Below are 10,635 nucleotides of genomic sequence, written 5' to 3'. Positions count from 1 at the left end.
ACCGGCGGGGCTGCCGCCACATCAGGCGGCGAAGAAGCGGAATAAACCCGCATGCGCCCTGCCCGCAGGGCGGAAAGGCCAACACTGCGCAACTTCCAGACGCAGAAACGCCCGGATGGTGGAATCGGTAGACACAAGGGACTTAAAATCCCTGGCCGTTAAGGTGTGCGGGTTCAAGTCCCGCTCCGGGTACCATTTATTTTAAAGGAAATACGGCATAACGCAAAAGCGAATGATGCCGTATTTTTTTGTTTATAGTAAAACGGTGCCACCATTGTGCCGCTTTCCCCAATTTGCGCTACTCACCTTCAGAGGCTACATATATAAAAACTCAAAATCTACGAGGACACTATGTCCACTCTTAAGAATTCCAGAATCAAATCTTATATTGAGCAAAATTTTACAGGCCTCATAGATGTTTCGCAAGTGAGCGAACATGACCGCGCAACAACCCTTTTGACCCGCGGTATCGCGGCATTAGCTGTGATTTCATTTACCGGGTGTGGGTTTGAGGATGCCGCAGGAGCCGTCGTAGATGGCGGTGGCGACAACGGCATAGATGCCATTTCTTACGATGGCTATACAAATACCGTTTATTTTGTCCAATCCAAATGGAGTAGAGAGGGAAACAAAACCCTTGATGAAGCTGCCGCGCATAAACTGATCCATGGCGTACAGAAGTTACTAGAGCTTGATTTTGATGGATTTAACACGGATGTGAAAAAAAAGAAGCACATACTAGACAAGATAACAAATGATGCAAGTGTTAAGATAGTTCTTTGCCCGACGTACAATAGCACCAATATATTATCTGACAGTGTAGAAGCTATATTTTCTGAATATATAGGCCGTATTAATGACGGCGATGACATAATGACTTTAAAAGTTGCCAATCAAAGCAGACTTTATGACGTAGCTTCTAAGTCTCGTGGTCCAGTCAACGAGGATGTGGTCATTAGGGATTGGACAAAAATTGCGAGTGCCGGTGATGACGCTTACTTTGGCTTTGTCGCAGCTTCTGATTTGGCTGTTTTATTTGAAAAGCATCAGGACTCTTTATTCACGCCGAATATCCGTTCTTTTAAAGGGGATACTGATGTGAATAATATGATTGTGGATTCCATTGTGAATGCTCCAGAGCTTTTTTGCTATCTAAATAATGGTATAACTTTGATTGCTAATGAAATAAAAAAGAAGCCTCTTGGTGGCTCTTCGCGAGAAAGCGGAGTGTTTGAATGTAACGGTCTTGCTGTTGTTAATGGAGCGCAGACGGTTGGAGCTTGTCATCGGGTATACAAAAAAGATAAAGATAAAACAGATGTGGCGTATGTTTTTGCAAAATTTATCGAGACAAAACAGCATGACAGCGACTTGTCTCGATCAATAACAAAAGCTGCAAACACTCAGAATAGAATCGAAAGAAAAGACTTTGTCGCATTGGACCCCTATCAAAAAGAGCTCCAAGAAGGACTTGATATACTTGGCATTAAATATGTTTATAAAGCTGGCGATGAGGTGCAAGGGGAAAATTGTTACGACTTAACTTATGTTGCTCAAGCTCTTATTGCAGACACAGGTGACATTAACTTGGTGGCTGTTGCAAAAAGGGAAATTGGCCGTGTATGGGATGATATTGAGAGGGTACCATACAAACTAATTTTTAATCATTCCAACTCTCCATATTACGTCAAACATCTGCTCTGTCTGTTTGAAAAATCTCAAGAAAATATTCGGCAATGCGCCGTAGATGACAAAAGAAAACAACAATACGCTGTTTATGGCAATATATTTATTGCTGCTCAATGCTTGAAAAATATAGAAAAGTCAAAAATACGTAGTGAGCAGTTCGAAATTGAAGCGGCCATGACAACGGTGGATGCAACCATTCCAACCTTGTTTAACGCTGTTTATGATGTCGCTGAGGAAAAATATCCTGGAACACCGTTGGTATATTTATTTAGGAATGCGAAAAAGCTCAAAGAAATAGAGGATGCTTTGCCTTAGATAATGATGGTCAGGCTAGGGTCAGTTTCCACACGTTGAACAATTTCATTATATTTAGAAATAAGGCGCATGACCTCTATGCGTTGAGATTTTTCAGTAAATTGGCTCCATTCCAAGATGTTCGTAGCGATAAATTGCTCAGCCTCAATAACGTCAATACGTCCTTCAATTTCAAAGCCTTTAGCAATAGATTCAATGCCAGCGCGGCCCTCTGCAATAGTCACGATAATCGGACGTATTCCAGCGTCAATATTATCTTTACACTTACGAATAAGCGCTTCAGAAGGGGCTGTCGTAACGTGGATAGCCACGTCATCAAGCACAAAATCGCCAGCACGCGCGGTGGGGCAGTCCGCCACATTCGCGCCGTGGTGGGCGACTCTTTTATCTTCCGGCAGAATCAAGTCGAGCTTGGCGCCGACAAGGTGTTGTAGCACAGTGCCAGCATAGGTAGTGCCAGGATTGTCTTTTTGGCGCTTCACGGCCTGGGCGAGCAGGTCGCTAACGATGGAGCGCAAAGATTTGCTCGGATCAAACTTGAGAGTGAAGGGTTTGCTGCTGAAATAGTCCTGAACGCGGGCGATCCACCACTTTTCAATGGCGGCTAAGTCGTCCATCTTTTCTGTATGCAGCGCGTTCAAAAAAATCGCATAATCAGAGGCGTTGCCAAGGCTTCCCCGGCTGGTGCGTCCGCCTTCCTCGGCGAGCACGCGAGTAATGCCGTGGCCTTTCAAAATATTCTGCACTCGCCCCTTGCCCAGCCCTTTGACCTGTCCTTCCCTGTCAGTCCGCAAGGTTTCCGGATCAATGGGAAGGCCGTTTTCGGCAGCAAGCCGAGTGATGTGCAACATGACGGCCAGTTGGCCTTTGCTTCTCAGGGAGTTCGCATCACGAAATTCTGTCAGACGTTTTTCAAGAGAGGTCATCGCAAACCGCCGCAAGAGGGGAGAGAAGGTGTTTTGCCAAGTACGCGGCGACAGGAGCGGCTACCGCGTCGCCCATAGCCTTGTAGCCATCGTTGAAGGTGCCGGGAAGCTTGAAGGTTTCCGGCGCTCCCATAAGCCTTGCCGCTTCGCGGGGGCTGAGGATGCGCGTCCTCCACTCTTTGCCCTGCTTAATCACAAGATACTGCCTGCTGCTGCCGCCTGCCGGGGTGCGCAGACATCCGGCAATGTCGTCAAAACGCAGCTCAAGAACCTGTTTCTTGTTCCGAATGCGCTTATATCCAGGGACTACCGGAAGTCCGCTTTCCTGAAGCCTGCGCATGTGCGCGGGCGGAACCATCGCTAGATTTTTTCTGCTGGTGGCCGCATCCTGGCAGGGCAATGAGAAATCCACTACTTCGGAAAGAGTCAGGCCGCGCTTTTCTGGCTTTGGCAAATTCCACCATACCCAGCCATCAAGTCCGGCAGCAGCTTTCTGAATAGCGGCGGGGTGCGCCCAGGTCGGCTTTCCGGCTACAAGATTTTGCGGAATGGACGTTTGGGCGTCAACTGCAACCACAAACACCCTGGGGCGAGACTGGGGGAGCCAATGAACAGCGTCAAGCAGCATGGCGCCGACTTTGTAGCCGCGTTTCACGAGAGCCGTGTGCAATTCCCGGTAATGAGCGCCTTCATCAGTGGAAACAAGGCCGACCACGTTTTCAGCCGCCAAAAGCGGTGGCCGCTGCGACATTTCGTCCATGACGCGAAGCCACTCCCAGACAAGGCCGCTACGCTTGGCCCTGATGCCTTTGCCGTTGCCGGCAAGAGATAAGTCCTGACAAGGGAAGCTGGCCCATGAAAGGACGCTTGATGGGAGGCGTTTACCGTTTACATCGGTGATGGAGCATAGGGCGAAAGGAGCGCCTTCATGGTTGGACCAAAAAACTGCGGCTTTTTTAGGGCAAATGTCGTTTGCCCACGCTTCGCTGAAATATGGAGCCAAAGCATGGCTTACCAAGCCGCTGCCCGCAAAAAACTCAAGGAACGGCGGGCGCGCGTCTTCCTGCGGCAACTCAGACGCCGAGTAGGAAACGCTGTATTGCAGGGTTTGGTAGGCTAAACTCATAATTGTCATGCGCCGTCAACGCGGAGCGTGTTGAAATAATCAAACAAACGGGCCTGTAGGGCCGCCAAATCTTTCAATTCGCATTCCCACACTATCAGGACGCGCCAGCCACCGCTTTCGAGAGCAATTCTATTTTGCGCGTCTCGCGTCACGTTCCGCTCAAATTTCCGATTCCAATAATCGATGTTGGTAGCGGGCATAGTGGCGCGTTTACAGCCAGTATGGCGGTGCCAAAAACAGCCGTGAACAAAGATGACCGTGCGATGCTTGGGCAAGACGATATCCGGCTTGCCCGGCAAGTCCGCCCGCTGAAGCCTGAATCTGTACCCCATACGGTGCAGGAGGGAGCGCACGGCCTTTTCCGGCCCCGTATTGCGCCCTTTCACCTGGGCCATAGTCCAGCTTCGCTTTTCCGGGCTTACATTGTCCATCTGGAAAAGATATATCCTGAGGGCGAGAACCTCGCAAGAAAAGAGTCTAGAGAAATAAAAAGGCGGATGAACCGCCTTTGAGTCGTACCTGTGCGCCGATGCTTCGTCGGCGATAATTTTTACGCCCTTCCGGCCGTCACATCCCTTTCGAGGATCTTGATGGAGCTAATTCTCCCTGATGCGCTTGAATATCTGCCAGGGGGCGACGATAAATCCCGCCATAACGGAAAGAAAAAGCTTGATGCCGAGATACATGATGAACCCCGCGCCGGATGTCAGGATAACCGGCACCGGAATACGGCTCAGGAATTGCCAGCCCCAATAGGCCCCGGCCAGCATCAAGCCGACAACGATGCCGCCGCTTTTATTGGTCTGCGCGTTATACGCCACAAACACGGCCACACCGATAAAGATGATGGCCGTCACGGCAAGGTCAATGTAAAGCCTGCGCGCCACGGAGGCATTGTGCGACAGAAGGCACGGTTCACAGAGCGGCGGATTGAAACGGTTCATCTGTTCTCCTTTTCATGTGCCGCGAGACTTGAACGTAATGCCCGCATGAGCGTCGCCCAAAGCGCCAATTTTTCCAGATCGTCAGGCCGCAGCCCTTCCCCCGCATCGCTGGCCGTTTGAAGCAACTCCGCGAGGAAGCGTTCATCATAATATCGCCAACCGGGCGACAATCATGCCTATTTCCTCAGATGCGATCATGCGTTTCTCGTTTGGAGGATTTGCACAAAAATAAATATCCTATTTTGGGATATTTTGCAACTCGCAATAGGGTTATCCCAAAAGAGGATACCCATGAAATCCAACTTCACGCGAGAGTATGAGGCCTTTCTTGAAGGGCTCATCAACGCCAGAAAACGACAAGGACTTACCCAACAAGCCGTCGCCGACTTTTTGGGCAAGCCCCAATCTTTTGTCTCAAAGTATGAAAGCGGAGAACGCCGGTTAGACGTGGTTGAGTTTATTGAAATTGCAAAGGCGCTACGGGAAGACGTGGTTTCACTCCTTCGGGAAATGAACTTGATCCAATAGCCGCGCCTATCACGGCATCAGCCACAGAAGAATGGCCGCGATGACCATGGGCGACAGTATGGACGGAATGATGACCCACCATACAATATGCTTCTCCACCATAGTGACGAGATGTTGAGCGGCGTTGTACACGTCCCGCGCCCGCTCCGCGCCCTCCACGCAGAATTTTACCGAGTTTTCCACCTTTGCCGTCGCCTGGGAGATAACTTCAGCGGGATATGCCCTTACTTCGTTCGCGGATTGCTTCACGCTCAAGGTCGCGGTCTTGATAAGCCCGTGCAAGTCTCTCAAAGCCTTCATCAACTCTGCGGTGCTTTTCAATTTCTCCATGTCTTGCTGTTGCAGCAGGGTCAGCCGCATTTCCAATATTTCCGATTCGCCCATTCCCCTCACAGATACCGTAATTCGCGGCAATCAAGCCCACCACCAAGGCTGTCAAGCTCTTTGACGGCGGTTCTATCGCGCACCTTGTGCCGGCAAAAAAACACGAACAGCGCCCCCCTGTGCAACCGGCACGGCCTACCTCCGGTTCATACGCAGGCTCATGGTTTTCCCCCGCATCCCGCCCGGTCACAAAGAGAGAACGCGCTACACGCGCGGGCTTGCGGACATGATGTGATGAACTTCCTCGGTTTGCGCGTTGAAAACGCACTACGCACGCGGGCTTACGAACTGGCCTCTTGGGCCTGTCGTCCGGCTTCCGGGCAGTCGCATCCAGCCCCTGCGGGCAACACTTCCATCACATCCCCGGAACGCACAAGACCGCCTCGCAAAACTCTCGCGAACACGCCCTGCCGGGGCATGATGCAGTCGCCCATCGTGTGGTATATCTGGCAGTGGTTATGGCATTCCTTGCCTATCTGCGACACTTCCAGAAGCACGTCATTACAGCGCAGGCGTGTCCCCACGGGCAGGGCCGCAAAATCAATGCCGTCCACAACAAGATTTTCGCCGAAACATCCGTGCGTAACCACGGCTCCTCTGGCCCTGAATGCCTCAATGGCCTGCCAGGAAAGCAAACTGACCTGACGATGCCACTTTCCGGCGTGGGCATCGCCCTCAATGCCGTGATCCACTACAAACACGGCGGAAGGAACGGTTTTTTTGGCAGTACCTTTTTTGGGGCTGGTACAGATGGCCTTGATCATTCCCATACTATTTTCCTATGGTTAAAACATTTACATCTTGAACCTTCAGACGGCTGCATAAGCATTCACCAGCCGTGCCTGATGAAACCAGTTTCTGCTGATGGCGACAGGCTCAACACCCACCGGACGTCTCCCCTGTTCCACCGGCCTTTCCGCGCTCGCATATATAAATATAAAACACAAATCCGGCGGGTCAGCCCCCGTACGTTAAAAAATGGACTTTGCGAGCAAATCAAAGAAAATGCGGGAATACACAAAAAATTCTTGACGGGCCAGGCATGAGTAGCTATATAACCCCTTGCCTCATGTAGGAGCGTAGCTCAGGTGGCTAGAGCACTTCCTTGACACGGAAGGGGTCAGCAGTTCAAGTCTGCTCGTTCCTACCAAAAGAAACTTCGGGGATGGTTCCCCTAAACGGCGGAAGGCCTTGGCCCCGCCCATAGCACAGGCTGCCGCAGGGCGGCCGAATGACCGGTATCGGCGCAGTGGGGAGGTTTACCTCCCCATTTTGTTTTGGCTTTTTTGTCTGGCCGGGCAGCGCCTCCGGCGACGCAAGGAGATAGTCATGGAAGTCCGTGTGGAAGGGCAAATGGTAGAGGGGCAGGCTGGCGACAGCGTGGCCGCCGTACTCCAGAAAGCCTTGAGCGGCAAAAAGTTCAAGGCCGTTGTGGCCGCCCGCGCTGCTGCAGGCGCGGAAGAACTGCTTGACCTTTCCTCTCCGGTTCCCGCCGGCTGCACCGGCCTGGAACCGGTGTACGCCGACTCGCCCGAGGGCCTGCAGATACTCCGTCACTCCACCGCCCACGTCATGGCGGCGGCTGTGAAACAGCTTTTCCCCAAAGCCCGCGTTACCATCGGGCCTTCCATCGAATCCGGCTTTTACTACGACTTTGATGTGGAAAAGCCCTTTTCCAGCGAAGATTTTCCCGCCATTGAAGCGGAAATGCAGCGCATCGCCAATGCGCGCGAGCCGTTTACCCGCGAAGAGCTCTCCAAGGCCGAGGCCGTGGAACGCTTCAAGGCTATGGGCGAAGACTATAAGGTCGAAATTATTGAAGGCATTGATGCGGACACCGTGTCGGTCTACACATGCAGCGGCTTTGCAGACCTGTGCCGCGGCCCGCATGTGCCGCATACGGGCTTTGCCAAAGCCTCCAAGCTTATGAGCGTTGCCGGAGCCTACTGGCGCGGTGACGAAAAAAACCGTATGCTGTCCCGTATTTACGGTACGGCCTTTGCGGATGAAAAAGCCCTGGCCGCTCACCTGAAGCAGATTGAAGAAGCCAAACGCCGCGACCACCGTAAGCTCGGACGCGAACTTTCGCTCTTCACCTTCAAGGAAGACGTGGCCCCGGGCATGGTGTTCTGGCTGCCCAAGGGCATGCTTGTGCGCACCATTCTTGAAGACTTCTGGCGCAAAGAACATCTCAAACGCGGCTATGACATAGTTCAGGGGCCGCAGCTTCTGCGTGTTGAAACATGGCAGAAGTCCGGGCACTACGACCATTACCGCGAAAACATGTACTTTACGCAGATCGAGGAAGACGCCTACGGCGTCAAGCCCATGAACTGCATCTCGCACATGCTTATTTACGGCAACGAACTGCACAGCTACCGCGATCTGCCGCAGCGCTATTTTGAGCTTGGCGTGGTTCACCGCCATGAAAAAAGCGGCGTGCTCCACGGCCTTTTGCGTGTACGCCAGTTCACCCAGGATGATGCCCACATCATCTGCGCGCCGGAACAGCTTGAAGGCGAGATTCTTGAGGTCATCCATCTCATTCGCGACCTTATGAATCTCTTCGGATTTGAATACAAGGTGGCGGTGTCCACCAGGCCCGAAAGCAGCATCGGCACGGATGAAGCGTGGGAATCGGCCACAAGCGCCCTTGTGCAGGCCGTGGAAAAGGCGGGGCTGCCTTACACCATCAATGAAGGTGACGGCGCTTTTTACGGTCCCAAGATCGACGTGCGCCTGCTGGACTGCATCGGCCGCGAGTGGCAGTGTTCCACCATTCAGGTGGACTTTACCCTGCCCGAGCGCTTTGACCTCACCTATGTGGGACAGGACGGCGAACGCCACCGCCCGGTCATGGTGCACCGCGCCATCATGGGTTCGCTTGAGCGCTTTATCGGCATTCTTGTTGAAAACTTCGCCGGCGCGCTGCCCACATGGCTTGCGCCAGAGCAGGCGCGCCTGCTCACGGTGACCGAAGCCGGGGACGAAGCCGTCGCCGGCATGGTTGAGGAACTCAAGGCCCTGGGCATCCGTGCCCAGGCCGACACGCGCAATGAAAAACTGGGATTCAAGGTGCGTGAGGCCCAACTGGCAAAAGTTCCGTACATTCTTGTTGTGGGAGAAAAGGAAGTGCAGGCGGGCGGCGCCAATGTGCGCCTGCGCAATGGAGACAACCTGGGGCTCAAGTCCGTAGCGGAAATCGCCGCGCTCATACGCACGGACGCCGAAGAGCCTTTCAAACAAGGAGGGATGCGCTATAGCTTCGCCTAACATGAGATTCCGCCGCGACATGCCGCAAGACAGCGTACGTCGCAACGAAATGATCCGCGCCCGTGAAGTGCGCGTGATCGCCGCCGATGGCGAGCAGCTTGGTATTTTGCAACGTAACGAAGCCATTGCGATGGCAAAAGAAGCGGGCATGGACCTGGTGGAAGTTTCTTCCAACTCCGAGCCGCCCGTTTGCCGCATAATGGACTACGGCAAGTTCAAATACGAGCAGCAGAAGAAAAAGCAGGAAGCCAAAAAACGCCAGGCTGTGGTGCAGATCAAGGAAATCAAGGTCCGCCCCAAGACGGATGACCATGATTACGAAACCAAGGTCCGCCACATCCGCCGCTTTCTGGAAGAAGGCGACCGCTGTAAGATAACGGTATTCTTCAGGGGCCGCGAAATTGTCCACAAGGATCGCGGCATGTCCATTCTGGAACGGGTAGTTCAGGACCTGGCTGACATCGCCAAGGTCGATCAGGAACCCCGCGCCGAAGGCCGCACCCTGCAGATGATGCTGGTTCCCAAAAAATAACCGGCTTCACACGGCAAAAAAACATTGGAGCAGGTGTTCTTGAAAATCTGGATTTTCAAGAACTGAAAGCGTCATTCCAGCGCCAAAAGCGCAGCTGCGCGGCCTGTGCAGCACAGGGAAAAACGCCTGCTCGCCCGTTTGCGGGAACAATTTTACATTGAAGTTGTTCCGGCTCTTGCGCCTTATGGCGCTTTGGGGCATCATGCCCTTCCCCTGGCGCGTCCGCAGACCTGCCGGGTATATGTTTTCGTAAGGAGTACGCCATGCCCAAGATCAAAACCCGGCGTTCCGCCGCCAAGCGTTTTTCGCAGACCGGCAGCGGCAAGTTCAAGCGTCGTCGCCAGAACCTGCGCCACATCCTCACCAAGAAGGCCGCCAGCCGCAAAATGCGCCTGGGTCAGTCCACCACCGTGGACAAAGCCAACGAAAAGGCCGTGCGCCGCATGCTGCCCAACGGCTAGGGCTTTGCCCCGGCCTGCCTGTCCCGGTTGCAAGGTTCCCCTGCGGGCCTTGAGCGGTGCGTTTTTTGAACTCCCCGCACAGGCTACTGCTCCGGGCATGCATCTGATAACAGCAGCGGCCCAGGCCAGTCGGCCTGGAAAATTCAAGACGCGCAAGCGTCGCGGCGAGTGCGGAGCCGTAACAGACGTTCAATCCGTACCCCCTCATCGAGGGGCATGATACTTTACACCCCCCAACGGGCTTTCCTCCGCCTGGTTGGGAGAAGGAGGTCACACCATGCGTGTCAAGAGAGGTCTTTCCGGTCATCGTCGTCACAAGAAATATTTGACCGCCGCCAAAGGTTTTCGCGGCGGCCGCAGCCGTCTGTACCGCACCGCCCGCGAGGCTGTTGAACGTTCGCTGCAGTACGCCTATGTGGGCCGCAAGCTGCGCAAGCGCGACTTCCGCACCCTGTGG

Annotated in this window: 12 protein-coding genes and 2 tRNA genes; 8 read left to right on the top strand and 6 right to left on the bottom strand. The window is 53.4% G+C overall.

Going from position 1 to position 10,635, the window contains the following annotated elements; all coding sequences use genetic code 11:
* The first annotated feature begins 109 nt into the window (after positions 1-109).
* Positions 110-195: transfer RNA gene (locus V6C07_RS05940), tRNA-Leu, on the top strand.
* 156 nt (positions 196-351) lie between these two features.
* The gene (locus tag V6C07_RS05935; protein WP_333535441.1) at positions 352-2,004 is read left to right on the top strand and encodes an AIPR family protein; all 1,653 of its coding nucleotides are present in this window, start codon (positions 352-354) and stop codon (positions 2,002-2,004) included.
* Here the strand turns inward: V6C07_RS05935 and V6C07_RS05930 are convergent.
* The 4 genes from V6C07_RS05930 to V6C07_RS05915 all read right to left on the bottom strand — a co-directional run bounded on the left by V6C07_RS05930 (position 2,001) and on the right by V6C07_RS05915 (position 5,000).
* Positions 2,001-2,930, bottom strand: coding sequence for a DUF4928 family protein (locus V6C07_RS05930; protein ID WP_333535440.1), 930 nt, complete (start codon positions 2,928-2,930; stop codon positions 2,001-2,003). The two genes, V6C07_RS05935 and V6C07_RS05930, sit on opposite strands and share 4 nt — an antisense overlap.
* Entirely contained in the window at positions 2,917-4,056 is a 1,140-nt protein-coding gene (locus tag V6C07_RS05925) for a DNA cytosine methyltransferase (protein ID WP_333535439.1), read from the bottom strand. Before V6C07_RS05925 ends, V6C07_RS05930 begins: the two co-directional genes overlap by 14 nt.
* A gap of 5 nt (positions 4,057-4,061) precedes the next feature.
* On the bottom strand, positions 4,062-4,487 hold the full coding sequence (locus tag V6C07_RS05920; RefSeq protein ID WP_333535438.1) for a very short patch repair endonuclease: 426 nt from the start codon (positions 4,485-4,487) through the stop codon (positions 4,062-4,064).
* Between the two features lie 165 nt (positions 4,488-4,652).
* A complete protein-coding gene (locus tag V6C07_RS05915) occupies positions 4,653-5,000 on the bottom strand; it encodes a hypothetical protein (RefSeq protein ID WP_333535437.1) in 348 nt (115 codons plus the stop codon).
* A gap of 291 nt (positions 5,001-5,291) precedes the next feature.
* On the opposite strand from V6C07_RS05915, the gene V6C07_RS05910 reads away from it, so the two are divergent.
* Positions 5,292-5,528: a helix-turn-helix domain-containing protein gene (locus V6C07_RS05910; RefSeq protein WP_333535436.1), complete on the top strand. Its 237-nt coding sequence runs from the start codon at positions 5,292-5,294 to the stop codon at positions 5,526-5,528.
* 9 nt (positions 5,529-5,537) lie between these two features.
* Here V6C07_RS05910 and V6C07_RS05905 read toward each other — a convergent pair whose 3' ends face one another.
* Positions 5,538-5,912: a hypothetical protein gene (locus tag V6C07_RS05905; protein ID WP_333535435.1), complete on the bottom strand. Its 375-nt coding sequence runs from the start codon at positions 5,910-5,912 to the stop codon at positions 5,538-5,540.
* A gap of 281 nt (positions 5,913-6,193) precedes the next feature.
* Entirely contained in the window at positions 6,194-6,682 is a 489-nt protein-coding gene (locus V6C07_RS05900) for an MOSC domain-containing protein (RefSeq protein ID WP_333535434.1), read from the bottom strand.
* Positions 6,683-6,985: 303 nt separating this feature from the next.
* Between V6C07_RS05900 and V6C07_RS05895 the strand changes: the two genes are divergently transcribed.
* The 5 genes from V6C07_RS05895 to rplT form a co-directional block, all read left to right on the top strand.
* Positions 6,986-7,062: transfer RNA gene (locus tag V6C07_RS05895), tRNA-Val, on the top strand.
* Positions 7,063-7,241: 179 nt separating this feature from the next.
* A complete protein-coding gene (gene thrS, locus V6C07_RS05890) occupies positions 7,242-9,185 on the top strand; it encodes a threonine--tRNA ligase (protein ID WP_333535433.1) in 1,944 nt (647 codons plus the stop codon).
* Between the two features lies 1 nt (position 9,186).
* Complete coding sequence (infC, locus tag V6C07_RS05885) at positions 9,187-9,717, top strand: translation initiation factor IF-3 (RefSeq protein ID WP_333535432.1); 531 nt, start codon at positions 9,187-9,189, stop codon at positions 9,715-9,717.
* A gap of 263 nt (positions 9,718-9,980) precedes the next feature.
* Positions 9,981-10,178, top strand: coding sequence for a 50S ribosomal protein L35 (gene rpmI / locus V6C07_RS05880; protein ID WP_012624128.1), 198 nt, complete (start codon positions 9,981-9,983; stop codon positions 10,176-10,178).
* A 277-nt stretch (positions 10,179-10,455) separates the two neighbouring features.
* The coding region (gene rplT / locus V6C07_RS05875) for a 50S ribosomal protein L20 (RefSeq protein WP_333535431.1) at positions 10,456-10,635 on the top strand (180 nt) is incomplete at its 3' end.

Origin of the sequence: Desulfovibrio sp. 1214_IL3152 (genome assembly GCF_036763055.1) — a bacterium.
Lineage (GTDB): Bacteria > Desulfobacterota > Desulfovibrionia > Desulfovibrionales > Desulfovibrionaceae > Desulfovibrio.
Note: the sequence above shows the minus strand (reverse complement) of the source record. Positions and strands in the feature narration are given on the sequence as shown.

Bases quoted from the DNA above. Each gene is read 5' to 3' on its own strand.
- infC (WP_333535432.1), top strand. From the start codon at position 9,187: ATGAGATTCCGCCGCGACATGCCGCAAGACAGCGTACGTCGCAACGAA.
- V6C07_RS05900 (WP_333535434.1), bottom strand. From the start codon at position 6,682: ATGGGAATGATCAAGGCCATCTGTACCAGCCCCAAAAAAGGTACTGCC.
- V6C07_RS05920 (WP_333535438.1), bottom strand. From the start codon at position 4,487: ATGGACAATGTAAGCCCGGAAAAGCGAAGCTGGACTATGGCCCAGGTG.
- V6C07_RS05925 (WP_333535439.1), bottom strand. From the start codon at position 4,056: ATGAGTTTAGCCTACCAAACCCTGCAATACAGCGTTTCCTACTCGGCG.
- rpmI (WP_012624128.1), top strand. From the start codon at position 9,981: ATGCCCAAGATCAAAACCCGGCGTTCCGCCGCCAAGCGTTTTTCGCAG.
- V6C07_RS05910 (WP_333535436.1), top strand. From the start codon at position 5,292: ATGAAATCCAACTTCACGCGAGAGTATGAGGCCTTTCTTGAAGGGCTC.
- thrS (WP_333535433.1), top strand. From the start codon at position 7,242: ATGGAAGTCCGTGTGGAAGGGCAAATGGTAGAGGGGCAGGCTGGCGAC.
- V6C07_RS05935 (WP_333535441.1), top strand. From the start codon at position 352: ATGTCCACTCTTAAGAATTCCAGAATCAAATCTTATATTGAGCAAAAT.
- V6C07_RS05905 (WP_333535435.1), bottom strand. From the start codon at position 5,912: ATGGGCGAATCGGAAATATTGGAAATGCGGCTGACCCTGCTGCAACAG.
- V6C07_RS05930 (WP_333535440.1), bottom strand. From the start codon at position 2,930: ATGACCTCTCTTGAAAAACGTCTGACAGAATTTCGTGATGCGAACTCC.
- V6C07_RS05915 (WP_333535437.1), bottom strand. From the start codon at position 5,000: ATGAACCGTTTCAATCCGCCGCTCTGTGAACCGTGCCTTCTGTCGCAC.